This window comes from Mycobacterium sp. Aquia_213 (assembly GCF_026625985.1).
Classification (GTDB): domain Bacteria; phylum Actinomycetota; class Actinomycetes; order Mycobacteriales; family Mycobacteriaceae; genus Mycobacterium.
In genome coordinates, this window is sequence record NZ_CP113116.1 from 1,563,127 (window position 1) to 1,586,751 (window position 23,625).

Genomic DNA, 23,625 nt, shown 5'->3' on the forward strand with positions numbered 1-23,625 from the left:
AGGAGGAAAAGAATGGCCCTGGACCCCCAAGTCGCTGCCGCTGCTCTCATCGGCGGTGGAATCATCATGGGCGGCGGCGCAATCGGTGCCGGTATCGGTGACGGTATTGCCGGTAACGCGCTGGTTGCGGGTATTGCCCGTCAGCCGGAAGCGCAAGGCCGGTTGTTCACGCCGTTCTTCATCACCGTCGGTCTGGTTGAGGCGGCGTACTTCATCAACCTGGCCTTCATGGCGCTGTTCGTCTTCGCCACCCCCGTCGGCTAGTTCGCAGTGATGGGTGACGCGAGTCGCAGCCTTCTGGCGTCCAGCCAGTTAGCAGCCGAGGGGGGCAATAACTTCCTCGTCCCCAACGGCACTTTCTTCTTCGTGCTGGCGATCTTCTTGATCGTGCTGGCCGTCATCGGCACGTTCGTCGTGCCGCCGGTCATGAAGGTGTTGCGCGAACGCGACGCGATGGTCGCCAAGACAGCCACCGACACCAAGAAGGCGAACGAGCAGTTCGAAGCCGCGCAGGCCGACTACGAGAAGGCGATGAAAGAAGCCCGAGTGCAGGCGTCGTCCTTCCGCGACAAAGCCCGCGCGGATGGCCGCAAGGTCGTCGACGACGCGCGCGCAAACGCCGAGCAGCAGGTGCTGGCGACTTTGCAGCAGACGGGCGAGCAATTGAAGCGGGAAAGGGACGCCGTGGAACTGGATTTGCGTGCCAACGTGGCTACCATGTCGGCGACGTTGGCCAGTCGCATCCTCGGCGTCGACGTCACAACTTCTGCCGCGACAAGGTAACTATCAATGTCGACGTTTATTGGACAGCTGATTGGGTTCGCGGCCATCGTGTGGTTGGTGGTGCGCTACGTCGTGCCGCCAGTGCGCAATTTGATGGCCGCTCGCCAAAACACGGTGCGCCAGCAGTTGGATGACTCGGCGGCGGCCGCCGAGCGGCTGACCGAGTCGACGACCGCCCATAGCAAGGCTGTGGAAGCCGCCAAGTCGGACGCGGAGCAGGTCGTCGAAGAGGCCAAGGTAGACGCGGTACGGATTGCCGAACAGCTAGGGGCCCAGGCCGCCATCGATGCGGAGCGCATCAAGGCACAGGGTGCGCGCCAGGCGGAGCTGTTGCGGGCCCAGCTGAGCCGTCAGCTGCGGCTGGAGCTCGGGCACGAATCTGTGCGCCAGGCAGAGGAATTGGTGCGCAACTACGTCGCCGACGCCCAGCAGCAATCGTCCACCGTCGATCGGTTTCTGGACGAGCTCGATGCCATGGCGCCCGCTGCGACTGACGTCAAGTACCCCTTGATGGCGAAGCTGCGCTCGGCCAGTCGGCGTGCGCTGAAGAGCGTCACGGATCGGTTCGACGCCGTCGCAAAGGATCTCGACAATCCAGGACTGGAAAAGCTGGCGGCCGAACTGGTTTCGGTGGCCAAGATGCTGAACGGCGAAATCGTCGTCACCCGGTATCTCACGCTGCCTTCCGAGGACGCCGCACCCAGGGTCAGGTTGCTCGAGCGCTTGCTGTCCGGCAAAGTCGGCGATCCCACTCTTGAGGTGTTGAGGACCGCCGTCTCGGAACGGTGGTCCGCTAACTCGGATCTGATCGACGCCGTCGAACACGTGGCGCGGCAAGCGCTGCTGGAGGTCGCCGCGCGCGAGGATCGGGTCGACGAGGTCGAAGACCAGTTGTTCCGGTTTGCCCGGATCCTTGAGGCACAGCCGCGCCTCGCAGTCCTGCTCGGCGAGTACGGGGCTCCGGCGGAAGGCCGAGTCGGGTTGCTACGCAATGTGCTCAAAAACGCGACCGGCCAGAGCAACCGGATCACGAATTCACTGCTGTCCCAGACGATTGAGCTCTTGAGAGGTCAATCGGCCGACGACGCCGTGATGTTCTTGGCCGAAGCGGCGGTGGCACGGCGCAACGAAGTCGTCGCGCAGGTGAGTGCGGCGGCCGAGCCCAGCGAAGCACAGCGCACTCGCCTGACCGAGGTGCTCAGCCGCATCTACGGGCACCCGGTGGCCGTGCAGCTGCAGATCGACGCCGCACTGCTGGGTGGGCTCCTGATTTCCGTGGGCGACGAAGTGATCGATGGGACGCTCTCGTCTCGCCTGACCGCAGCCGAGGCTCAACTGCCCGAGTGAACACGAACTAGTCAGCAATAACCGAAGTAGGAAGACGAAAAGCTATGGCCGAGTTGACGATATCCGCTGCTGACATCCAGAGCGCGATCGAAGAGTATGTAGATTCCTTCACCTCCGACACCTCTCGCGAGGAGGTCGGCACCGTCATCGATGCCGGAGACGGCATCGCGCACGTCGAGGGTCTGCCGTCGGTGATGACCCAGGAGCTGCTCGAGTTCCCGGGCGGCGTCCTCGGTGTCGCCCTCAACCTCGACGAGCACAGCGTCGGCACGGTGATCCTCGGTGACTTCGAGAAGATCGAACAGGGCCAGCAGGTCAAGCGCACCAACGAAGTGCTGTCGGTCCCCGTCGGTGACGCTTTCCTCGGGCGGGTGGTCAACCCGCTTGGCCAACCGATCGACGGCGGCGGCGACATCGAAGCCGAGACGCGGCGCGCACTGGAGCTGCAGGCACCCTCGGTGGTGCAACGGCAAAGCGTCAGTGAGCCGCTGCAGACCGGCATCAAGGCCATCGATGCGATGACACCGATCGGCCGTGGCCAGCGTCAGCTGATCATCGGCGACCGCAAGACCGGCAAGACCACAGTCTGCGTCGACACCATCCTCAACCAGCGGCAGAACTGGGAGACGGGCGACGAGAAGAAGCAGGTGCGCTGCGTCTACGTGGCCATCGGCCAAAAGGGCACCACGATCGCCTCCGTCCGGCGCGTTCTGGAAGAGGGCGGCGCGATGGACTACACCACCATCGTCGCGGCGCCCGCCTCGGATGCCGCGGGCTTCAAATGGCTTGCGCCGTACACCGGTTCGGCGATCGCTCAGCACTGGATGTATCAGGGCAAGCACGTGCTCATCGTGTTCGACGACCTGACCAAGCAGGCCGAGGCCTACCGTGCGATCTCGCTGCTGCTGCGCCGCCCGCCGGGCCGCGAGGCATACCCCGGCGACGTCTTCTACCTGCACTCGCGGCTGTTGGAGCGCTGCGGGAAACTGTCCGACGAACTCGGTGCCGGTTCCCTTACCGGCTTGCCGATCATCGAGACCAAGGCCAATGACATCTCGGCCTACATCCCGACCAACGTCATCTCGATCACCGACGGGCAGTGCTTCTTGGAGACGGACCTGTTCAACCAGGGCGTCCGGCCGGCCATCAACGTCGGTGTTTCGGTGTCCCGAGTCGGTGGTGCGGCGCAGATCAAGGCCATGAAAGAGGTGGCAGGAAGTCTCCGTTTGGACCTGTCGCAGTACCGCGAGCTGGAAGCCTTCGCCGCCTTTGCCTCCGATCTGGACGCCACCTCGAAGGCGCAGTTGGAGCGCGGCGCGCGATTGGTCGAGCTGCTCAAGCAGCCACAAAACCAGCCGATGCCCGTCGAGGAGCAAGTGGTTTCCATGTTCCTGGGCACCGGTGGACACGTGGACTCGGTGCCGGTCGAGGATGTCAAGCGGTTCGAAACCGAACTGCTGGACCACATTCGGGGCTCCGAAGAAAAGATCCTCGCGGACATCCGCGAGAGCAAGAAGCTCAGTGAGGAAAACGAGAAGGCGCTCACCGACGCCATCAATCACTTCAAGAAGGGCTTCGCGGCAACGGGCGGTGGGTCGGTGGTGCCCGACGAGCACGCCGAGGCCAAGGCGGACGACGGCAAGGAATCGGTGAAGGTCAAAAAGCCGGAACCCAAGGACAAGGACGCCAAGAACGAGTCCAAGAAGGACAAGAAGTAGCTAACCATGGCTGCCACACTTCGCGAACTACGCGGGCGGATCCGCTCCGCGGGCTCGATCAAGAAGATCACCAAGGCCCAGGAGCTGATCGCCACATCGCGCCTGCCCAAGGCGCAGAATCGGCTCGAATCCGCGCGGCCCTACGCCTTCGAGATCACCCGGATGCTCACCACCCTGGCCGGCGAAGCTGCTCTGGACCATCCGTTGCTCGTTGAGCGTGCGGAACCGACCCGGGCCGGTGTCCTGGTGGTGTCCTCCGACCGCGGTTTGTGCGGCGCGTACAACTCGAGCATCTTCCGTCGCTCCGAACAACTCTTCGCCCAGCTTCGCGAGGAGGGAAAAGAACCGGTCCTCTACACGGTGGGCCGAAAAGCGCAGGGCTATTACACTTTCCGGAATTGGGACATCGCCGAGTCGTGGTCGGGCTTCTCCGAGCAGCCTCAATACGAGAACGCCGCCGAGATCGGCTCAACCCTCGTCGAGGCGTTCATGAAGGGCGCCGGGGATGACGAGCAGGCCGACGACGTTGCGGGCGTCGACGAACTGCACATCGTGTATTCGGAGTTCAAATCGATGATGTCGCAGACGGCGGTGGCCCATCGGATGGCTCCCTTGGTTCTGGAGTATGTCGAGGAAGACACCGGACCGCGCACCCTGTATTCATTCGAACCGGACGCGACGACGCTGTTCGATGCATTGCTCCCGCGGTACCTGACCACGCGGGTCTATGCGTCCATGCTCGAGTCCGCCGCGTCGGAGCTGGCATCGCGCCAGCGGGCGATGAAGTCGGCCACCGACAACGCCGACGACCTCATCAAGGCCCTGACGCTAGAGGCCAACCGCGAGCGGCAGGCCCAGATCACCCAGGAAATCAGCGAAATCGTCGGTGGCGCAAACGCGCTCGCCGACGCCGCCAAGTAGCCCCACAAGGAAGCGAAAAAGATATGAGCGCTACTGCCGAGAAGACCGACAAGCCGACTAAATCGGACACCAGCGGCCGTGTGGTACGGGTGACCGGGCCGGTCGTCGACGTCGAGTTCCCGCGGGGCTCGGTCCCCGAACTGTTCAACGCACTGCACGCGGAGATCACGTTCGAGGAGCTCAAGAAAACTCTGACGTTGGAGGTGGCGAACCACCTCGGCGACAATTTGGTGCGCACCATCTCGATGCAGCCCACCGACGGCCTGGTGCGCGGCGTCGAGGTGACCGACACCGGCAACTCGATCACCGTGCCGGTCGGTGAGGACGTCAAGGGCCACGTTTTCAACGCGCTGGGCTACTGCCTGGACAAGCCGGGATACGGAGAAGACTTCGAGCACTGGTCGATTCACCGCAAGCCGCCCGCTTTCGAGGACCTCGAACCCCGCACCGAGATGCTCGAGACCGGACTGAAGGTGGTGGACCTGCTCACTCCGTACGTGCGTGGCGGCAAGATCGCCCTGTTCGGCGGCGCGGGCGTGGGCAAGACGGTGCTGATCCAGGAGATGATCAACCGTATTGCCCGTAACTTCTCCGGGACCTCGGTGTTCGCCGGCGTGGGGGAGCGCACCCGTGAGGGCAACGACCTCTGGGTCGAGCTCAAGGAAGCCAACGTGCTCAAGGACACCGCGCTGGTCTTCGGTCAGATGGACGAGCCGCCCGGCACTCGTATGCGAGTGGCGCTGTCCGCGCTGACGATGGCGGAGTGGTTCCGCGACGAGGCCGGCAAGGACGTGCTGCTGTTCATCGACAACATCTTCCGGTTCACGCAGGCCGGATCCGAGGTGTCGACACTGCTCGGCCGGATGCCGTCGGCGGTGGGTTACCAGCCCACGCTGGCCGACGAGATGGGCGAGCTGCAGGAGCGCATCACCTCGACGCGAGGCAAGTCGATTACCTCCATGCAGGCGGTCTACGTGCCGGCCGACGACTACACCGACCCGGCACCGGCGACGACGTTCGCCCACCTGGACGCCACTACCGAGCTCTCCCGGTCGGTGTTCTCCAAGGGCATCTTCCCCGCCGTGGACCCGCTGGCGTCGAGCTCGACCATCCTCGACCCAAGCGTCGTCGGTGACGAGCACTACCGCGTTGCGCAGGAAGTCATTCGAATCCTGCAGCGGTACAAGGACCTTCAGGACATCATCGCGATCCTCGGTATCGACGAACTGTCGGAAGAGGACAAGCAGCTGGTCAACCGGGCCCGGCGCATCGAGCGATTCCTGTCGCAGAACATGATGGCGGCCGAACAGTTCACCGGTCAGCCCGGTTCGACGGTCCCCGTCAAGGAGACCATCGAGGCGTTCGACCGGCTGAGCAAGGGCGATTTCGACCACGTGCCCGAGCAGGCCTTCTTCCTGATCGGTGGCCTGGACGACTTGGCGAAGAAGGCCGAGACTCTTGGTGCCAAGCTCTAACTGCTGGCCGAGTCGAAAGGTGGTGTGAGATGGCTGAATTGAACGTTGAGATTGTCGCCGTCGACCGCAAGATCTGGTCGGGGGAGGCAACGTTCCTGTTCACTCGAACCACCGCCGGCGAGATCGGCATCCTGCCCCGCCATATCCCGTTGGTGGCGCAGCTGGTCGACGACGCGATGGTGCGTGTCGAACGCGAAGGCGAGGACGATCTGCGGGTCGCGGTGGACGGCGGTTTCTTGTCGGTGACCGAAGAGAGTGTCACGATTCTCGCCGAGTCCGCCGAGTTCGAGTCGGAGATCGACGAGAGCCAAGCCCAGCAGGATTCCGAGTCCGACGATCCTCGCATTGCCGCCAGGGGACGCGCCAGATTGCGCGCCGTCGGCGCGATCGTCTAGCCCGCCGATGAGCGCGCCCATGGTTGGCATGGTCGTGCTCGTCGTATTACTGGGCGCTGCGGTCCTGGCGCTGAGTTATCGGCTGCTGAAGCTGCGGCAGGGCGGAACCGCGGGAATCATGCGGGACATCCCTGCGGTCGGAGGCCACGGTTGGCGGCACGGCGTGATCCGTTACCGCGGGGGTGAAGCCGCGTTCTATCGGCTCTCCAGTGTCCGGCTCTGGCCGGATCGCCGGCTGAGCAGGCGAGGCGTCGAGATCGTGGCCCGGCGTGCGCCGCGCGGCGACGAGTTCGACATCATGACCGACAAGATCGTGGTGCTGGAACTACGCGACACGACGCAGGAACGCAGGTCGGGTTACGAAATCGCGCTTGATCAGGGCGCGTTGACCGCGTTCTTGTCATGGCTGGAGTCACGTCCGTCACCGCGCGCACGCCGTCGCAGCGTCTGACCAAAAGCCCAGCGGTTCAACCGGTTTAGGCGCCGCCGCCCGGCTTCCACAGCACATCGCCGTCCGGGTTGGCCGCCCGCGACATGATGAAGAGTAGATCCGACAACCGATTCAGGTATTTCGCCGGCAGCCCGTTGACCTGGTCCGGCGCGGAATCGACTGCCGCCCAAGCCGATCGCTCGGCGCGACGCACCACGGTGCGGGCGACGTGCAACAGCGCCGACAATGGCGAACCACCCGGCAGCACAAAGGAGTTCAGCGCCGGCAGGGGTTCGTTGTATTTGTCGCACCATCCTTCGAGCCGGTCGATGTAGGACTGGGCGACTCGCAACGGCGGATATTTCGGGTTCTCCACCACCGGTGTGGACAGATCGGCGCCGGCGTCGAACAGATCGTTTTGGATCTGGCGCAGCACGTCCGCGATTTCGGAATCAGGCTGCCCCAGGGCGATGGCGACGCCGATCGCGGAGTTGGCCTCGTCACAGTCCGCGTATGCCACCAGGCGGGGATCGTTTTTCGAAACCCGGGAGAAGTCGCTCAATCCCGTGGTTCCATCGTCGCCGGTCCGGGTATAGATGCGGGTCAGGTGTACTGCCATGAATAAACCGTACTCGGCGAAGTGAGTTAGCTGACTGACAAGCCGATACCGCTTCACTAGACTGACGCGGGTGTCTGAGCGATTCGTGGTAACCGGCGGCAACCGGTTGTCCGGCGAAGTCGCCGTGGGGGGCGCCAAGAACAGCGTGCTCAAGCTGATGGCCGCGACCCTGCTGGCCGAAGGCACCAGCACGATCACCAACTGCCCCGACATTCTCGATGTGCCGTTGATGGCCGAGGTGCTGCGCGGGTTGGGCGCCACCGTCGAACTCGACGGCGACGTCGCCCGCATCACCTCACCCGACGAGCCCAAGTACGACGCGGACTTCGCGGCAGTGCGGCAGTTCCGCGCGTCGGTGTGTGTGCTGGGCCCGCTGGTCGGCCGATGCAAACGGGCCAAGGTCGCACTGCCCGGCGGTGACGCGATCGGATCGCGTCCACTGGATATGCATCAGGCGGGCCTGCGGCAACTGGGTGCCACTTGCAACATCGAGCACGGCTGTGTCGTCGCTCACGCAGATAGGTTGCGCGGCGCGGAGATTCAGCTCGAATTCCCCTCGGTGGGCGCCACCGAGAACATCCTGATGGCCGCCGTCGTCGCCGAGGGTGTCACCACGATCCACAATGCGGCGCGGGAACCCGACGTCGTCGATCTCTGCACGATGCTCAACCAGATGGGCGCGCAGATCGAGGGTGCGGGTTCGCCGACGATGACGATTACGGGGGTACCGCGGCTGTATCCCACCGAGCACCGGGTGATCGGTGACCGCATCGTGGCCGCCACCTGGGGGATTGCGGCCGCGATCACCCGCGGTGACATCTCGGTCAGCGGTATCGATCCGGCGCATCTTCAGGTGGTGCTGCACAAACTGCACGACGCGGGGGCCACCGTCACCCAGACGGACACCAGTTTTCGTGTGACGCAGTACGAGCGTCCGAAGGCCATGAACGTTGCGACGTTGCCGTTTCCCGGTTTTCCGACGGATCTGCAACCGATGGCGATTGCGCTGGCGTCGATCGCCGACGGCACCTCGATGATCACGGAGAACGTGTTCGAGGCGCGCTTCCGATTCGTCGAGGAGATGATCCGCCTCGGCGCCGACGCGCGCACCGACGGCCATCACGCCGTGGTGCGGGGGCTGCCGCAACTTTCCAGCGCCCCGGTCTGGTGTTCGGACATCCGGGCCGGTGCCGGCCTGGTGCTCGCCGGACTCGTCGCCGACGGTGACACCGAGGTCCACGACGTCTTTCACATCGATCGCGGCTACCCGTTGTTCGTGGAAAACCTCGCGATTTTGGGAGCGGAGATCGAGCGGGTACAGTAACCAAAGTCAGTGCCCCACAGGCGCGGTCACCACATCGAAGGAGACCGAGACCGGGGCTTGACTCCCTCGCCGGATTGGTACTAACCTGGCACGGCTGCCCTCGCAGCGATCACCACGATCGCAAGAAATTTGGGGGTTGACGCCTCTGCCGGAATTGTATTAAGCTGGCAGGGTTGCCCCGAAGCGGGCGAAACAAGCAAGAGTGTTGTTTGAGAACTCAATAGTGTGTTTGGTGTTTTTGTTTGTTGTTGTTTTTTTGACTACACCGTAAACACTCCCCGTGTGATGGGTGTGGTCGTTTTATTTTGATGCCAGTTTTTGGTGTCTTTTTGTTAGGTCAGATTTTCTCTGATTGTAAATTCACCTCGTTTATCGAGGAGTTTTTGTTTGGAGAGTTTGATCCTGGCTCAGGACGAACGCTGGCGGCGTGCTTAACACATGCAAGTCGAACGGAAAGGCCTCTTCGGAGGTACTCGAGTGGCGAACGGGTGAGTAACACGTGGGTAATCTGCCCTGCACTTCGGGATAAGCCTGGGAAACTGGGTCTAATACCGAATATGACCACGAGACGCATGTCATGTGGTGGAAAGCTTTTGCGGTGTGGGATGGGCCCGCGGCCTATCAGCTTGTTGGTGGGGTGACGGCCTACCAAGGCGACGACGGGTAGCCGGCCTGAGAGGGTGTCCGGCCACACTGGGACTGAGATACGGCCCAGACTCCTACGGGAGGCAGCAGTGGGGAATATTGCACAATGGGCGCAAGCCTGATGCAGCGACGCCGCGTGGGGGATGACGGCCTTCGGGTTGTAAACCTCTTTCAGCAGGGACGAAGCGCAAGTGACGGTACCTGCAGAAGAAGCACCGGCCAACTACGTGCCAGCAGCCGCGGTAATACGTAGGGTGCGAGCGTTGTCCGGAATTACTGGGCGTAAAGAGCTCGTAGGTGGTTTGTCGCGTTGTTCGTGAAAACCGGGGGCTTAACCCTCGGCGTGCGGGCGATACGGGCAGACTGGAGTACTGCAGGGGAGACTGGAATTCCTGGTGTAGCGGTGGAATGCGCAGATATCAGGAGGAACACCGGTGGCGAAGGCGGGTCTCTGGGCAGTAACTGACGCTGAGGAGCGAAAGCGTGGGGAGCGAACAGGATTAGATACCCTGGTAGTCCACGCCGTAAACGGTGGGTACTAGGTGTGGGTTTCCTTCCTTGGAATCCGTGCCGTAGCTAACGCATTAAGTACCCCGCCTGGGGAGTACGGCCGCAAGGCTAAAACTCAAAGGAATTGACGGGGGCCCGCACAAGCGGCGGAGCATGTGGATTAATTCGATGCAACGCGAAGAACCTTACCTGGGTTTGACATGCACAGGACGCCGGCAGAGATGTCGGTTCCCTTGTGGCCTGTGTGCAGGTGGTGCATGGCTGTCGTCAGCTCGTGTCGTGAGATGTTGGGTTAAGTCCCGCAACGAGCGCAACCCTTATTTCATGTTGCCAGCGGGTAATGCCGGGGACTCGTGAGAGACTGCCGGGGTCAACTCGGAGGAAGGTGGGGATGACGTCAAGTCATCATGCCCCTTATGTCCAGGGCTTCACACATGCTACAATGGCCGGTACAAAGGGCTGCGATGCCGCAAGGTTAAGCGAATCCTTTTAAAGCCGGTCTCAGTTCGGATCGGGGTCTGCAACTCGACCCCGTGAAGTCGGAGTCGCTAGTAATCGCAGATCAGCAACGCTGCGGTGAATACGTTCCCGGGCCTTGTACACACCGCCCGTCACGTCATGAAAGTCGGTAACACCCGAAGCCAGTGGCCTAACCTTTTGGAGGGAGCTGTCGAAGGTGGGATCGGCGATTGGGACGAAGTCGTAACAAGGTAGCCGTACCGGAAGGTGCGGCTGGATCACCTCCTTTCTAAGGAGCACCACGAGAAACACTCCAATTGGTGGGGTGTGAGCCGTGAGGGGTTCTCGTCTGTAGTGGACGAGGGCTGGGTGCACAACAACAGGCAATCGCCAGACACACTATTGGGCCCTGAGACAACACTCGGGTTTTACCTGAGTGGTGTCCCTCCATCTTGGTGGTGGGGTGTGGTGTTTGAGTATTGGATAGTGGTTGCGAGCATCTAATGAATGCGTTGCCCTCGTGGTGACGTGTTTATTTGTGTAATTTCTTTTAAAATTTTGTGTTAGTAAGTGTTTAAGGGCACATGGTGGATGCCTTGGCATCGAGAGCCGATGAAGGACGTGGGAGGCTGCGATATGCCTCGGGGAGCTGTCAACCGAGCGTTGATCCGAGGATTTCCGAATGGGGAAACCCAGCACGAGTTATGTCGTGTTACCCGTACCTGAATATATAGGGTGCGGGAGGGGACGCGGGGAAGTGAAACATCTCAGTACCCGTAGGAGAAGAAAACAATTGTGATTCCGCTAGTAGTGGCGAGCGAACGCGGAACAGGCTAAACCGCATGCATGTGTAACCGGGTAGGGGTTGTGTGTGCGGGGTTGTGGGATTGATATGTCTCAGCTCTACCTGGCTGAGGGGCAGTTAGAAAGTGTCGTGGTTAGCGGAAGTGGCCTGGGATGGTCTGCCGTAGACGGTGAGAGCCCGGTACGCGAAAACCCGGCACCTGCCTTGTATCAACACCCGAGTAGCAGCGGGCCCGTGAAATCTGCTGTGAATCTGCCGAGACCACTCGGTAAGCCTAAATACTTCTCGATGACCGATAGCGGATTAGTACCGTGAGGGAATGGTGAAAAGTACCCCGGGAGGGGAGTGAAATAGTACCTGAAACCGTGTGCCTACAATCCGTCAGAGCCTCCTTGTGGGGTGATGGCGTGCCTTTTGAAGAATGAGCCTGCGAGTCAGGGACATGTCGCAAGGTTAACCCGTGTGGGGTAGCCGCAGCGAAAGCGAGTCTGAATAGGGCGCTTGAGTGGCATGTTCTGGACCCGAAGCGGAGTGATCTACCCATGGCCAGGGTGAAGCGCGGGTAAGACCGCGTGGAGGCCCGAACCCACTTAGGTTGAAGACTGAGGGGATGAGTTGTGGGTAGGGGTGAAAGGCCAATCAAACTCCGTGATAGCTGGTTCTCCCCGAAATGCATTTAGGTGCAGCGTTACGTGTTTCACCACGGAGGTAGAGCTACTGGATGGCCGATGGGCCCTACTAGGTTACTGACGTCAGCCAAACTCCGAATGCCGTGGTGTATAGCGTGGCAGTGAGACGGCGGGGGATAAGCTCCGTACGTCGAGAGGGAAACAGCCCAGATCGCCGGCTAAGGCCCCTAAGCGTGTGCTAAGTGGAAAAGGATGTGCAGTCGCAAAGACAACCAGGAGGTTGGCTTAGAAGCAGCCACCCTTGAAAGAGTGCGTAATAGCTCACTGGTCAAGTGATTGTGCGCCGATAATGTAGCGGGGCTCAAGCACACCGCCGAAGCCGCGGCAACCGCAAGGTTGGGTAGGGGAGCGTCCTCCACGCAGAGAAGCTGTCGGGTGACCGATGGTGGAGTGTGGAGGAGTGAGAATGCAGGCATGAGTAGCGATTAGGCAAGTGAGAACCTTGCCCGCCGAAAGACCAAGGGTTCCTGGGCCAGGCCAGTCCGCCCAGGGTGAGTCGGGACCTAAGGCGAGGCCGACAGGCGTAGTCGATGGACAACGGGTTGATATTCCCGTACCCGTGTATGAGCGTCCCTGACGAATCCATTCTGCTAACCACCCAAATGGTGGTCTATCAATCCCTTCGGGGTGCGAGGACTGCCGGCTGCGTGGGACCCGGATGGGTAGTAGTCAAGCGATGGGGTGACGCAGGAAGGTAGCCGTACCAGTCAGTGGTAATACTGGGGCAAGCCTGTAGGGAGAACGATAGGCAAATCCGTCGTTCATATTCCTGAGAGGTGATGCATAGCCGATTGAGGCGAATTCGGTGATCCTCAGCTGCCAAGAAAAGCCTCTAGCGAGCGCATACATGGCCCGTACCCCAAACCAACACAGGTGGTCAGGTAGAGAATACCAAGGCGTACGAGATAACTATGGTTAAGGAACTCGGCAAAATGCCCCCGTAACTTCGGGAGAAGGGGGGCCGGCTTACCGTGAACAGCCTTGCGCTGGGAGCGGGATCCGGCCGCAGAAACCAGTGGGAAGCGACTGTTTACTAAAAACACAGGTCCGTGCGAAGTCGCAAGACGATGTATACGGACTGACGCCTGCCCGGTGCTGGAAGGTTAAGAGGACCCGTTAATCGTAAGGTGAAGCGGAGAATTTAAGCCCCAGTAAACGGCGGTGGTAACTATAACCATCCTAAGGTAGCGAAATTCCTTGTCGGGTAAGTTCCGACCTGCACGAATGGCGTAACGACTTCCCAACTGTCTCAACCATAGACTCGGCGAAATTGCACTACGAGTAAAGATGCTCGTTACGCGCGGCAGGACGAAAAGACCCCGGGACCTTCACTACAACTTGGTATTGGTGTTCGGTACTGTTTGTGTAGGATAGGTGGGAGACTGTGAAACTCTAACGCCAGTTAGAGCGGAGTCGTTGTTGAAATACCACTCTGACCGTATTGGACACCTAACTTCGAACCCTTATCGGGTTCAGGGACAGTGCCTGGCGGGTAGTTTAACTGGGGCGGTTGCCTCCTAAAATGTAACGGAGGCGCCCAAAGGTTCCCTCAACCTGGACGGCAATCAGGTGTTGAGTGTAAGTGCACAAGGGAGCTTGACTGCGAGACCTACACGTCAAGCAGGGACGAAAGTCGGGACTAGTGATCCGGCACCCCCGAGTGGAAGGGGTGTCGCTCAACGGATAAAAGGTACCCCGGGGATAACAGGCTGATCTTCCCCAAGAGTCCATATCGACGGGATGGTTTGGCACCTCGATGTCGGCTCGTCGCATCCTGGGGCTGGAGCAGGTCCCAAGGGTTGGGCTGTTCGCCCATTAAAGCGGCACGCGAGCTGGGTTTAGAACGTCGTGAGACAGTTCGGTCTCTATCCGCCGCGCGCGTCAGAAACTTGAGGAAACCTGTCCCTAGTACGAGAGGACCGGGACGGACGAACCTCTAGTGCACCAGTTGTCTCACCAGAGGCACCGCTGGATAGCTACGTTCGGACAGGATAACCGCTGAAAGCATCTAAGCGGGAAACCTTCTCCAAGATCAGGTTTCTCACCCTTTTAGAGGGATAAGGCCCCCCGCAGACCACGGGATTGATAGGCCAGACCTAGAAGCTCAGTAATGAGTGCAGGGAACTGGCACTAACCGGCCGAAAACTTACCAACACAATCGCAACCACTATTTGTGACTTTTTAGTCGCGCCAAATACCACACCCCCCATCAATACACTTGAATGGAAAAATAAATAGAGTTACGGCGGCCACAGCGACAGGGAAACGCCCGGTCCCATTCCGAACCCGGAAGCTAAGCCTGTCAGCGCCAATGATACTGCCCGATCGGGTGGAAAAGTAGGACACCGCCGAACATACACAAAAACACCCCCTGCAAAGGGGGTGTTTTTGCATTCTTCAATCGAATAACGTCAAATTCGACCGCTGCTTTTCTAATTCGAGCAGTGTCCGCTTTCGGCCGAGCCCGCCGCCGAACCCGGTGAGGCTGCCATTCGCGCCGATGACGCGATGGCAGGGGACGACGATAGCGATCGGATTGTGGCCGTTGGCCAATCCGACGGCGCGCGCGGCGCCGGGGGCCCCGATTTGTTCGGCGATTTCTCCGTACGACCGGGTCTCCCCATACGGAATTGTCAGCAGCGCCCGCCAGACCCGTCGCTGGAATTCGGTGCCCCGCAGGTCGAGCTCCACGTCGAAAGTAGTGAGCTCGCCGGCGAAGTACGCCACGAGTTGATCGACGGCCGCGCTGAATGCTCCCGGATCGGGCGACCAGTCGGCGCGGCTCGGTTCGTAGGTCTGATCGACCATCCGCAGATTGGTCAACACCGAGCCGTGGCCGGCCAGCGTCAACAGCCCGATCGGGCTGTCGATGGTGCGGTACTGGATCACGCGACCTCCTGTGGCGGCCATTGATTTACCGGGTGCTCGAGGGTGGTCCACAAATGCTGGGTGGCATAAGAGCGCCAAGGGCGCCAATGTGCGCTGTGCTCAATGAGTTTGCGTTGATTCGTCGGCAAGCCCAGCTGCTTGGCGGCGAGCTGTAACCCGAGGTCACTGGCGGGAAAGGCGTCCGGGTCGCCGAGGCCGCGCATCGCGATCACCTCTGCCGTCCAGGGGCCGACCCCCGGCAGGGCCAACAGTTGGGTGCGCGCGCTGTCCCAATCGCTTCCGGCGTTCAGGACCACGCTGCCGTCGAGGAGCCCGGCGATCAGCGCACTCATCGTCCGTTGCCGGGCCTTGGGGACCGCCAGATGGATGGGATCGATCTCGGCGAGTTGCTCGATTGACGGGAAGGCATGCGTCAGTGCGCCTTCGGGGTCGTGCACCAGCGACCCGTACGCGGTGACCAATCGGCCGACGTGGGTGCGTGCGGCCTTCGTCGAGACCTGCTGACCCAGCACCGCGCGCACCGCGAGTTCGGCCTCGTCGACCGCGCGCGGAATGCGTTGTCCCGGCGCCTTGGCCACGACGGGAGCCAGCAGCGGGTCGCGGCTCAGTGTGTCCACGATCGCTTCCGGATCGGCATCGAGGTCCAGCAGCCGCCGGCAGCGGGCGATCGCGGTGGTGAGATCGCGGAAGTCGTCGAGCACGAGTAGGCAGCGGACGTGATCGACGGCCGGCGTCAGCGCGACCACGGCGTTGCCGGCCGGAAGCCGCAGGCTGCGCCGGTACGAACCGTTGCGCACTTCCTCGCAACCGGGAACGGCGCCCGCGGCCAGATGGCCGAAGACGCCCTCGTACGCGAACGGGGTACGCACCGGCAGCCGAAGGCACAGTGTCCCAGGCGAAGTCGCGTTCGACCCGAAGCGGGTCGCCGCACGCTTCCGCAAATCGCTCGGTGTGCTTTCGAACACCAGGCGCACGGTGTCGTTGAACTGGCGGATGCTGGAAAAGCCCGCGGCGAACGCGACATCGCCGAACGGCAGGTCGGTCGTCTCGATCAGCAGCCGGGCGGTCTGGCTTCGTTGCGCGCGAGCCAGCGCGAGCGGGCCGGCGCCGACTTCGGCCTGCAAAAGCCGCTCCAGCTGCCGGGTCGTGTATCCAAGGTGGGCGGCCAGACCGCCCACGCCGTCGCGGTCCACCGTGCCGTCGGTGATGAGCCGCATGGCCCGCGCCACGACATCGCCGCGTACGTTCCACTCGGGCGAACCCGGCGAGGCGTCGGGGCGGCATCGCTTGCATGCGCGGAAACCCGCCCGCTGGGCGGCCGCCGCGGTCGGTAAGAACCGCACATTGCGAGCGAACGGCGGGCGCACCGGGCAGCTGGGCCGGCAGTAGATGCGGGTGGTCAGCACAGCGGTGACGAACCAGCCGTCGAACCGGGCGTCCTTGGACTGGACCGCCCGGTAACAGCGTTCGAAATCGTCATGCACGCTTCCACAGTTACACCCGACCACCGACAAGACTGGCGGAAAAGCGACATGATGGTGGGGGCCGGCGGTCAACAGGTCATACGAACAGCATGATGCCGGCGAGGACAGCCCGAACTCCAAGCCGAAGATGAAATTGTCGTCGCTGCGGTAGCGCGTGTCGGCCAACCCTTACTGCCACCACAGCCACTTCCACCCCGGATCGGTGGTGGCTCCCCACAGGTTGAGCGGATGGCCGATCAGAAACGGCAACTCGTAGGTGAGCTGGCTGCCGGCGGTCAGCGGTATGTACACATCACAAGCTCGGCGGCCGGCGCCAGTTTGGATCGCTGTTCCCCCGGTGCTTTCCAGATCAAGATGAACGGCAACAGGATGACCGGTGTGCCGAAGATCAGGTTCGCGATCACGTCCACGGTCATAGTCGGGGCGACCAGTCCGGCCGCGGACGCGATCGTCATGAAGACGAAAACGGCCCCGACAAACGAGGACATGACGGAAAGATCTTCAGCCGATGCGGCGCGAACGGACGAGCGAGATCGGGGTGGCTTGGCTCCATTGCATAACCTCGCCTAGGCAAGTATCAGGTACTTGATATTAAGCATGCGGTCGTTCTGTCTAGCCCTGGGCTCGATCAAACGGTCCGCGTCGTCGCGGCGGAAGCGATGAAGTCCCGGGCGGCGCGGGATAACGGTCGACCCGAGTCCCAGATCATTCCGATGTCGCGGTAGGCGTCGGCGTCGGCCAGGCGCAGCACGCTAAGCCCGGGCGCCCGCTCGCTGCCGTCGATCGGCGTCAGGCTGATGCCCAGACCCGCGGCTACCAGCCCCGCGGTGGTGGTCAGGTTGGCCGATTCCAGGACGATGCGTGGCTGGAATTGTGCTGCGGCACAAAGCTCATCGAGTAGTTGTCGCATGCCGTATCCGCGATGCATCGCAACGAAGGGCTCGTCGGCGAGGTCTGTCATCGACACCGTCGGCGCGTCGGTCAGCCGGTGGTGATGGGGCACGGCGACGCCGAGGCGCTGGCGAAACAGGCTGCGCCAGGCGAGGGTTGGCATTTTCGGCCGCGGCGACACAACTCCGACGTCGATCACCCCGGCCAGCACGCGGTCGTTGATCAGCTCGGCAGCCCCTTCCTCGAGCGTGAACGTCACGCGCGGCGAGATCTGTGTAAACGCGGCGATCAAACGGGGCACGACGATCGACCCGAACGACCTCAAGAAGCCAAGGCGGATGTCGCCGGCGGCGGGGTTGCTCAGGTCCTCGATTTCGCGGCGGGCCGAGTCGAGCTCCAACTGGGCCCGGCGGGCGTGCTCGTAGAAGATCCGGCCGTAGGTGCTCAGCGAGAGCCGGCGGCCGTGGCGATCGAAAAGTTCCACCCCGAGGCGGCGTTCCAGGCGCGCCAGCATACGGGTCAGGGTCGGCTGCCCGATATGAAGTTGTTGAGCCGCCGCCGTCACATGTTGAAGCTCCGCGAGTGTGAGGAACCACTCGTAATCGCCATCGGCCATGACTGCCACCTCTGCTTATGCCGTAATTGCATCATAGATTGAGTAATAATTCATTTCCGATTCTGCTGGCCGGCGCGGAGCATCGTTGCTATGCCCCAGCTCGCCGCGACGCCTGCCGCGCACCACGCCGGTAGCCGCGGATACCGGCGAGTGACCGCGGCGCTGTGCGGTGCCGGTCTGGCCAGTTTCGCCGCGATGTACTGCACCCAGGCGCTTCTTCCCGCGTTGTCCGCGTACTACCGAATCTCCCCGGCCACCTCGGCGCTGACGGTCTCACTCACCACCGGGATGCTGGCGCTGTCCATCATCCCGGCCAGCGTGCTCTCCGAGCGCTACGGGCGCATCACGGTGATGCTGATCTCGGGCATCACCTCCAGCGTGATCGGGTTGCTGCTGCCGTTCAGCCCGACGCTCGGTGTGCTACTGGTCGGGCGGGCGCTGCAGGGCGTCGCGCTCGCCGGGATTCCCGCGGTCGCAATGGCGTTTCTGGCCGAGGAGGTGCACGCGTCGTCGCTGGGATCGGCGATGGGACGCTACATCGCCGGGACGACGATCGGTGGCTGCGCGGGGCGCATCGTTCCGGCGCTGGTCCTCGAGGTCAGCGGCTGGCGGGTCGCGCTGTTGGTGTGTTCGCTGATGACGCTGGCCGCGACGGTGGTATTCGCCCTCCTGGTGCCCCGGTCCCAGTTCTTCACGCCGAAGACCGTGAGCATCCGCGTGACCACGCAAAGCCTACTGGCGCATCTGCGAAATCCGTTGTTGCTGAAGCTTTTTGTCCTGGCTTTCACGCTGATGGGCGGATTCGTCACCGTGTACAACTACCTCGGCTACCGGCTGGCCGCAGCGCCGTTCGGGCTAAAACCGTCGCTGGTGGGCCTGCTGTTCCTGCTGTACCTGGTGGGCACCTGGACGTCGGTCGTGGCGGGACGGCTCGCGGATCGTCGGGGGCGCATGCTCGTGCTGGGCGGCGCCTTGCCGATCACGGTCGTGGGCCTGCTGATGACACTGCCGGATGCACTGCCCGTGGTCGTCGTCGGGACCGGCGTCTTCACCGGTGGGTTCTTCGCCGCACACGCGGTGGCCAGCGGATGGGTGGGCGCGGTGGCACGCCGGGATCGCGCCGAGGCCTCCGCGCTCTACCTGTTCAGCTACTACTTGGGCGGATCGGTGGCCGGCGCGTTGGGCGGGCTCGTCTACGGCGTGGGCGGCTGGCCGGCCACCGTCTGGTTCGTGGGAACGCTGCTGATCCTCGCCCTGCTACTGGTGGCCTCGCTGGTGAGAGCCGCTGTGCCGGTTCGGGTTCGCAGTCTGTCCTAGGGTGTAGCACCTTCCGGCGCGGCGCAATGTGGCCAGAATGCTGCGCACTCCGGCTAACCGCTTGCTGCCCGGCGTCCTATTAATGGAGCCTGGGGCATAGAGGAGCGTGCGTGTCACATGTCAAAAGCCAAGTCCAGATTGACGGTAGCCGTCGACAGAGCGGCAAACAGCTTGGGTGCCAGGGCATTACCGGCGGTACCAGATCTCGTTAAGCGAAAGCTGATAGGCCGGCGGGCGATCACGATCGACGGAAATGTGCTGGACCCTACTCTGCAGATAATGCTTGCCGCGCGCAAAGCGATGGGACTGGAAAACCTCACCGACGGCGATCGGCCGACGGTCGTGCGGCAGAACATCCGCGAGACAATAGCGCCGTTCAATCGCAATCCGATAGCGGGACCTCTGGTCACCGATCTGACCATATCGGGAGCTGAGGGTCCCATCGCCGCAAGGCATTACCGGCCCGAGCAAGTTGGACGTGCCCCACTGTTGGTCTTCTACCACGGTGGCGGCTTCGTGTTCGGCGATCTCGATACGCACGACAGGCTGTGCCGATTGATACGTCGCGATGCCGGGATCCAGGTGCTGTCAGTCGATTACCGACTCGCGCCCGAGCACCCCGCTCCGGCTGCGCTGGAGGATGGTTATGCGGCCTACCGATGGGCTCTTTCGCATGTGGATGACCTGGACGCCGACCCCGGCCGAATCTGCGTCGGTGGCGACAGTGCGGGCGGCAACCTGGCCGCCGTCGTCGCGCATCAAGCTCGCGACGACGGTATCGCGCCGGCACTACAACTGCTGCTTTATCCGGCAACCGATCTGGGCGGCGATACTGCTTCGCACAAGCTGTTCGCAGCAGGCTTTCTTTTGACCGCGAAAGACCTCGGACTGTTCTGGTCCTCCTATCTGGACGACAGCGGAATCGACGTCGCCAACCCCCGGGTTTCCCCGCTGCGCAGTGAGAATTTTGCCGGCTTGGCGCCGGCCATCGTGGCCACAGCAGGGTTTGATCCACTTCGTGACGAAGGCGAGTCCTACGCCGCGGCGCTCGAAGCGGCAGGCAATGTTGTCGATTTACGCCGATTCGGCTCATTGATTCACGGGTTCGGCCAATTCGACGCCCTCGGCGGCGCGTGCGCATCGGCGCTGGCCGAAATCACCTCGGCACTGCGAGCCCACCTCCGGCACCCCTCGCCCTAGAAAAGACTGCGGCGCACGGTGCCCGGCGGCGCCTCCGGATCGACGAACCATTCGTGGCTGAACACCAATCCGAAAACCTGGGGCGGCACCAGCATCAGCAACCCGAACAGACGCGCGCTGCGCCCGTCGCCGATCTGCGAGCGATGGGCGGCGAAGGCATCGCGCTTTTGCCGGGCGAACCGCCGGACGTCGATCCGGTGCGTGATCGTCGCTTGCGGGGCGTAGGCGGTGCGCACCGTGTCGGCATCGTAGGGCGCCGGAATCCGTAGCAGCCGACACAGATTGCCGACGCGACGCAGTAACTCGCGTGGCATCGTCACCTCGAGCACCCGCGGGGTAGCGGCCAACTCGGCGGCGCGCTTGCCGACGTGATGGACCTGCACATGATCGCGGTGCCCGTAGCCGCCGTTGGGCTGATAGCTCAGCAGCAGCTGCGCCTCCTCGTCGCGAAGGATGGCGGCCAGTTGCTGTGCCGCCGCTTCGACTTCCGCGCGCGCGAACCTGACCCGGCCGGGCGGGTCGGGGTAGCAGACAGGTCCGAAGCCACTGTCGGCGTAGCCGAGGCATTCGACTCGGTGTACGCCGAGAATGCTTGCGCTCGAGCGCAATTCATCCAATCGGGTGTCGTCGTCCTCGTCACTTACGCGTCCGTCGGTCGCGGTCACGAGGACTACTCGATGACCCGCGGCCACTGCTCCGGCCAGCGTGCCACCGGTGAGCACCACCTCGTCGTCCGGATGAGCGTGAAAGGCGACGAGGGTTGCCATGGCTACTCGCTGTTCACCGGCGAGGCCAGCCGGGTGGGGTGGTCGTGCCCGCGAAGTGTCACGGTCTCACCCAAAGACCAACGGGCACGTTCGCTTTCGCTCGCGCCCCGGATGGTGTCCGAGGTCGCCAACAATCCGCCCGGGTGCGACTTGGCCAGCTCACACAGCCGGGCAGCCTCGTTGACCGGTTCGCCGATCACGGTGTATTCGAACCGCTCCTTGGCGCCGACATTGCCGGCGACGACCTGGCCGGCTGCCACGCCGATACCGGCCTCGAGATCGGACATTTCGCCGGCCAACCGATCGCAGATCGCGCGTGCGGCGCCCAGCGCTTCGTCTTCGGGACAGTCGAGATGATTCGGGGCGCCGAAGATGGCCAGCGATGCGTCGCCTTCGAACTTGTTGACCAGTCCGTGGTGTCGATCGACTTCCTCGACGACGATCGCGAAGAAGCGGTTGAGTACCTGAACGACCTCGGCGGGCGGTCGGCTGGTGACCAATTGCGTGGAGCCGATGATGTCGATGAACACGACGGCAACGTGACGTTCTTCCCCGCCCAGCTTCGGATTCTCGCGCTCGGCGGCCGCGGCGACTTCGCGTCCGACGTGGCGGCCGAACAGGTCGCGCACCCGCTCGCGCTCACGCAGGCCGTCGACCATGGAGTTGAAACCGCGCTGCAGCTCGCCCAGTTCGGTGCCGTCGAACACCACCAGATCGCCCCGCAGATCGCCCTGCTCGACGCGCTTGAGCGCCGCGCGCACCACCCGCACGGGTGTCGCCGTCAGCCAGGACATGATCCACATCAGGATGGCGCCGAAGATGAATGTCGCCGCCGCGATGATCAGCACGCCCACCCCTAACTGGGTCTGGGTCAGGTTCTGCAGCACCAGCGCGAAGAAGGCCAACAGGCCGATTCCGATTACGGGAACGCCAGAACCCAGGAACCACACCATCATGGTGCGGCCCATGATGCCCGGCGCCAACCGATTGGGCGGCGGACCCGCCTCGAGGGCCTGCGCGGCCACCGGACGCAGCGCGAACTCGGTGAGCAGATAGCTGCCGGTCGAGACCAGCAGGCCGCAGAACCCCACCGTGATCACGAACCGCGGGATGAACTGTGAATTCACCATGCCGTAGAGCGTGGCGAGCAGTACGGAAGCGGTCACCCACAGCGCCAGGACGCCGAGGGCGACCCGCCACGCCGCCAGAAAAGTATTGCGCTCGTCGTCGTGGGTCGGCGCGCGCTCCTCGATCGCCCAGCGCAGCGCGATCACCGTCCGCCGGGTGATCGCGTAGGCGCCCAGCGCCAATGCAAAAGCGATGTAGCCGGGTACGACGCCGAAGGTGAGCCAGCCGGGCGCGTCGTCGAACACGCTGGGTTCGGGCACGGCGACCGTCACCAACAGCACGTTGACGGCGATGCCGATCAGGTTCGCCGCGACGATCATCACGGTCAGGATGATTTGGATGCGTACCCGTCGGCGGGCCTGGCTCTCGCTCACTCGTCCGAGCAGCCACGAGCCATACGCGGGCGTCTCTGGCAACCGGCCGCTCTGGCGGGTGACCCGTTCGAGCACCCGTCCCAAGCGTTGCGCCATGCTCTTGTTCGCCGACATGGTGGCGTCAGCCTAATTCGTGGACGACGCTCTAAGGTGAGTCGGGTGCGTCTAGTGATCGCCCAGTGCACCGTCGACTACGTTGGCCGGCTCACCGCGCATTTGCCGTCGGCGCGAAGGTTGTTGCTGTTCAAGGCCGATGGGTCGGTGAGCGTGCATGCCGACGATCGTGCCTACAAGCCGTTGAACTGGATGAGTCCGCCGTGCTGGTTGACCGAAGAGGTCATCGGCGAGACGCCGGTGTGGGTGGTGGAGAACAAGGCGGGCGAACAGCTGCGTATCACCGTCGAGGAGATCGAGCACGACTCCAGCCACGACCTTGGTGTTGATCCCGGGCTGGTCAAGGACGGCGTCGAGGCGCACCTGCAGGCATTGCTCGCCGAACACGTCCAGCTGCTGGGTGAGGGATATACGTTGGTCCGCCGCGAGTACATGACCGCGATCGGTCCCGTCGATCTGTTGTGCCGTGACGCCCACGGTGGCTCGGTTGCGGTGGAGATCAAACGACGCGGCGAAATCGACGGCGTGGAGCAACTGACCCGCTACCTCGAACTGCTGAATCGCGACAGCGTTCTCGCGCCGGTCAAAGGTGTATTCGCCGCGCAGCAGATTAAACCGCAGGCGCGAACTTTAGCCACTGACCGCGGGATTCGTTGCCTCACACTGGATTACGACAAGATGCGGGGAATGGACAGCGACGAGTACCGGCTGTTCTGATTTGCCCG

The 23,625-nt window shown here is 62.8% G+C and carries 21 protein-coding genes and 3 rRNA genes; 15 read left to right on the plus strand and 9 right to left on the minus strand.

From position 1 onward, the window contains the following. The first annotated feature begins 18 nt into the window (after window positions 1-18). The 8 genes from LMQ14_RS07495 to LMQ14_RS07530 are packed head-to-tail and all read left to right on the plus strand — an operon-like array spanning window position 19 to window position 7,090. On the plus strand, window positions 19-264 hold the full coding sequence (locus tag LMQ14_RS07495) for a F0F1 ATP synthase subunit C (RefSeq protein ID WP_090609504.1): 246 nt from the start codon (window positions 19-21) through the stop codon (window positions 262-264). A 9-nt stretch (window positions 265-273) separates the two neighbouring features. Then, window positions 274-783: a F0F1 ATP synthase subunit B gene (locus LMQ14_RS07500; protein WP_267734135.1), complete on the plus strand. Its 510-nt coding sequence runs from the start codon at window positions 274-276 to the stop codon at window positions 781-783. A gap of 6 nt (window positions 784-789) precedes the next feature. Next, entirely contained in the window at window positions 790-2,130 is a 1,341-nt protein-coding gene (locus tag LMQ14_RS07505; RefSeq protein ID WP_267734136.1) for a F0F1 ATP synthase subunit B/delta, read from the plus strand. A 44-nt stretch (window positions 2,131-2,174) separates the two neighbouring features. Next, window positions 2,175-3,848 (plus strand): F0F1 ATP synthase subunit alpha, encoded by a 1,674-nt coding sequence (gene atpA / locus LMQ14_RS07510; protein ID WP_267734137.1) that lies wholly within the window; start codon window positions 2,175-2,177, stop codon window positions 3,846-3,848. A 6-nt stretch (window positions 3,849-3,854) separates the two neighbouring features. Next, complete coding sequence (locus tag LMQ14_RS07515; RefSeq protein WP_267734138.1) at window positions 3,855-4,769, plus strand: F0F1 ATP synthase subunit gamma; 915 nt, start codon at window positions 3,855-3,857, stop codon at window positions 4,767-4,769. Between the two features lie 23 nt (window positions 4,770-4,792). Beyond that, window positions 4,793-6,244 (plus strand): F0F1 ATP synthase subunit beta, encoded by a 1,452-nt coding sequence (atpD, locus tag LMQ14_RS07520; RefSeq protein ID WP_267734139.1) that lies wholly within the window; start codon window positions 4,793-4,795, stop codon window positions 6,242-6,244. A gap of 29 nt (window positions 6,245-6,273) precedes the next feature. Next, window positions 6,274-6,639 carry a F0F1 ATP synthase subunit epsilon gene (locus tag LMQ14_RS07525; RefSeq protein WP_267734140.1) on the plus strand — a complete coding sequence of 122 codons (366 nt, stop codon included), beginning with the start codon at window positions 6,274-6,276 and terminating at the stop codon, window positions 6,637-6,639. A 7-nt stretch (window positions 6,640-6,646) separates the two neighbouring features. Beyond that, complete coding sequence (locus LMQ14_RS07530) at window positions 6,647-7,090, plus strand: DUF2550 domain-containing protein (protein WP_267734141.1); 444 nt, start codon at window positions 6,647-6,649, stop codon at window positions 7,088-7,090. Window positions 7,091-7,115: 25 nt separating this feature from the next. Here LMQ14_RS07530 and LMQ14_RS07535 read toward each other — a convergent pair whose 3' ends face one another. After that, window positions 7,116-7,688: a cob(I)yrinic acid a,c-diamide adenosyltransferase gene (locus tag LMQ14_RS07535; RefSeq protein ID WP_267734142.1), complete on the minus strand. Its 573-nt coding sequence runs from the start codon at window positions 7,686-7,688 to the stop codon at window positions 7,116-7,118. A gap of 70 nt (window positions 7,689-7,758) precedes the next feature. On the opposite strand from LMQ14_RS07535, the gene murA reads away from it, so the two are divergent. From murA to rrf, 4 genes are all read left to right on the plus strand, one after another. Next, complete coding sequence (gene murA / locus LMQ14_RS07540; protein WP_267734143.1) at window positions 7,759-9,012, plus strand: UDP-N-acetylglucosamine 1-carboxyvinyltransferase; 1,254 nt, start codon at window positions 7,759-7,761, stop codon at window positions 9,010-9,012. 384 nt (window positions 9,013-9,396) lie between these two features. Beyond that, window positions 9,397-10,915: ribosomal RNA gene (locus LMQ14_RS07545) — 16S ribosomal RNA — on the plus strand. A gap of 275 nt (window positions 10,916-11,190) precedes the next feature. Further along, window positions 11,191-14,274 (plus strand): 23S ribosomal RNA (locus LMQ14_RS07550). Between the two features lie 87 nt (window positions 14,275-14,361). Further along, a 5S ribosomal RNA gene (gene rrf / locus LMQ14_RS07555) occupies window positions 14,362-14,474 on the plus strand. The 16S, 23S and 5S rRNA genes sit together here, the layout of an rRNA operon. A gap of 43 nt (window positions 14,475-14,517) precedes the next feature. On the opposite strand, the gene LMQ14_RS07560 is transcribed toward rrf, so the two are convergent. The 5 genes from LMQ14_RS07560 to LMQ14_RS07580 form a co-directional block, all read right to left on the minus strand. Beyond that, window positions 14,518-15,009 (minus strand): methylated-DNA--[protein]-cysteine S-methyltransferase, encoded by a 492-nt coding sequence (locus tag LMQ14_RS07560; protein ID WP_267734144.1) that lies wholly within the window; start codon window positions 15,007-15,009, stop codon window positions 14,518-14,520. Then, the gene (locus LMQ14_RS07565; RefSeq protein WP_267735406.1) at window positions 15,006-16,493 is read right to left on the minus strand and encodes a DNA-3-methyladenine glycosylase 2 family protein; all 1,488 of its coding nucleotides are present in this window, start codon (window positions 16,491-16,493) and stop codon (window positions 15,006-15,008) included. Before LMQ14_RS07565 ends, LMQ14_RS07560 begins: the two co-directional genes overlap by 4 nt. A 168-nt stretch (window positions 16,494-16,661) precedes the next feature. Continuing rightward, on the minus strand, window positions 16,662-16,784 hold the full coding sequence (locus LMQ14_RS07570) for a hypothetical protein (RefSeq protein ID WP_267734145.1): 123 nt from the start codon (window positions 16,782-16,784) through the stop codon (window positions 16,662-16,664). After that, a complete protein-coding gene (locus LMQ14_RS07575; RefSeq protein WP_267734146.1) occupies window positions 16,769-16,981 on the minus strand; it encodes a hypothetical protein in 213 nt (70 codons plus the stop codon). Before LMQ14_RS07575 ends, LMQ14_RS07570 begins: the two co-directional genes overlap by 16 nt. Before the next feature lie 140 nt (window positions 16,982-17,121). Further along, window positions 17,122-18,000 carry a LysR family transcriptional regulator gene (locus LMQ14_RS07580; RefSeq protein WP_267734147.1) on the minus strand — a complete coding sequence of 293 codons (879 nt, stop codon included), beginning with the start codon at window positions 17,998-18,000 and terminating at the stop codon, window positions 17,122-17,124. Window positions 18,001-18,090: 90 nt separating this feature from the next. On the opposite strand from LMQ14_RS07580, the gene LMQ14_RS07585 reads away from it, so the two are divergent. Next, entirely contained in the window at window positions 18,091-19,317 is a 1,227-nt protein-coding gene (locus tag LMQ14_RS07585; protein WP_267734148.1) for an MFS transporter, read from the plus strand. A gap of 186 nt (window positions 19,318-19,503) precedes the next feature. On the opposite strand, the gene LMQ14_RS07590 is transcribed toward LMQ14_RS07585, so the two are convergent. Further along, window positions 19,504-19,857, minus strand: a complete 354-nt coding sequence (locus LMQ14_RS07590) for a hypothetical protein (protein ID WP_267734149.1) — start codon at window positions 19,855-19,857, stop codon at window positions 19,504-19,506. Here LMQ14_RS07590 and LMQ14_RS07595 point away from each other — a divergent pair. Beyond that, complete coding sequence (locus LMQ14_RS07595; RefSeq protein WP_267734150.1) at window positions 19,834-20,517, plus strand: alpha/beta hydrolase; 684 nt, start codon at window positions 19,834-19,836, stop codon at window positions 20,515-20,517. The genes LMQ14_RS07590 and LMQ14_RS07595 overlap by 24 nt on opposite strands. Here the strand turns inward: LMQ14_RS07595 and LMQ14_RS07600 are convergent. Together LMQ14_RS07600 and LMQ14_RS07605 are read right to left on the minus strand one after the other, a co-directional pair. Further along, window positions 20,514-21,284 (minus strand): PIG-L deacetylase family protein, encoded by a 771-nt coding sequence (locus LMQ14_RS07600; RefSeq protein WP_267734151.1) that lies wholly within the window; start codon window positions 21,282-21,284, stop codon window positions 20,514-20,516. The genes LMQ14_RS07595 and LMQ14_RS07600 overlap by 4 nt on opposite strands. Window positions 21,285-21,286: 2 nt before the next feature. Continuing rightward, on the minus strand, window positions 21,287-22,900 hold the full coding sequence (locus LMQ14_RS07605) for an adenylate/guanylate cyclase domain-containing protein (protein WP_267734152.1): 1,614 nt from the start codon (window positions 22,898-22,900) through the stop codon (window positions 21,287-21,289). A gap of 45 nt (window positions 22,901-22,945) precedes the next feature. On the opposite strand from LMQ14_RS07605, the gene nucS reads away from it, so the two are divergent. Further along, entirely contained in the window at window positions 22,946-23,617 is a 672-nt protein-coding gene (gene nucS, locus LMQ14_RS07610) for an endonuclease NucS (RefSeq protein ID WP_267734153.1), read from the plus strand. Window positions 23,618-23,625: the final 8 nt, after the last annotated feature.

What these genes read in the sequence shown, in the direction of transcription:
- LMQ14_RS07500 (WP_267734135.1), top strand. Translation starts at nt 274, where the DNA reads ATGGGTGACGCGAGTCGCAGCCTTCTGGCGTCCAGCCAGTTAGCAGCC.
- LMQ14_RS07505 (WP_267734136.1), top strand. Translation starts at nt 790, where the DNA reads ATGTCGACGTTTATTGGACAGCTGATTGGGTTCGCGGCCATCGTGTGG.
- atpA (WP_267734137.1), top strand. Translation starts at nt 2,175, where the DNA reads ATGGCCGAGTTGACGATATCCGCTGCTGACATCCAGAGCGCGATCGAA.
- LMQ14_RS07515 (WP_267734138.1), top strand. Translation starts at nt 3,855, where the DNA reads ATGGCTGCCACACTTCGCGAACTACGCGGGCGGATCCGCTCCGCGGGC.
- atpD (WP_267734139.1), top strand. Translation starts at nt 4,793, where the DNA reads ATGAGCGCTACTGCCGAGAAGACCGACAAGCCGACTAAATCGGACACC.
- LMQ14_RS07525 (WP_267734140.1), top strand. Translation starts at nt 6,274, where the DNA reads ATGGCTGAATTGAACGTTGAGATTGTCGCCGTCGACCGCAAGATCTGG.
- LMQ14_RS07530 (WP_267734141.1), top strand. Translation starts at nt 6,647, where the DNA reads ATGAGCGCGCCCATGGTTGGCATGGTCGTGCTCGTCGTATTACTGGGC.
- LMQ14_RS07535 (WP_267734142.1), bottom strand. Translation starts at nt 7,688, where the DNA reads ATGGCAGTACACCTGACCCGCATCTATACCCGGACCGGCGACGATGGA.
- LMQ14_RS07575 (WP_267734146.1), bottom strand. Translation starts at nt 16,981, where the DNA reads ATGTCCTCGTTTGTCGGGGCCGTTTTCGTCTTCATGACGATCGCGTCC.
- LMQ14_RS07580 (WP_267734147.1), bottom strand. Translation starts at nt 18,000, where the DNA reads ATGGCCGATGGCGATTACGAGTGGTTCCTCACACTCGCGGAGCTTCAA.
- LMQ14_RS07585 (WP_267734148.1), top strand. Translation starts at nt 18,091, where the DNA reads ATGCCCCAGCTCGCCGCGACGCCTGCCGCGCACCACGCCGGTAGCCGC.
- LMQ14_RS07600 (WP_267734151.1), bottom strand. Translation starts at nt 21,284, where the DNA reads ATGGCAACCCTCGTCGCCTTTCACGCTCATCCGGACGACGAGGTGGTG.
- LMQ14_RS07605 (WP_267734152.1), bottom strand. Translation starts at nt 22,900, where the DNA reads ATGTCGGCGAACAAGAGCATGGCGCAACGCTTGGGACGGGTGCTCGAA.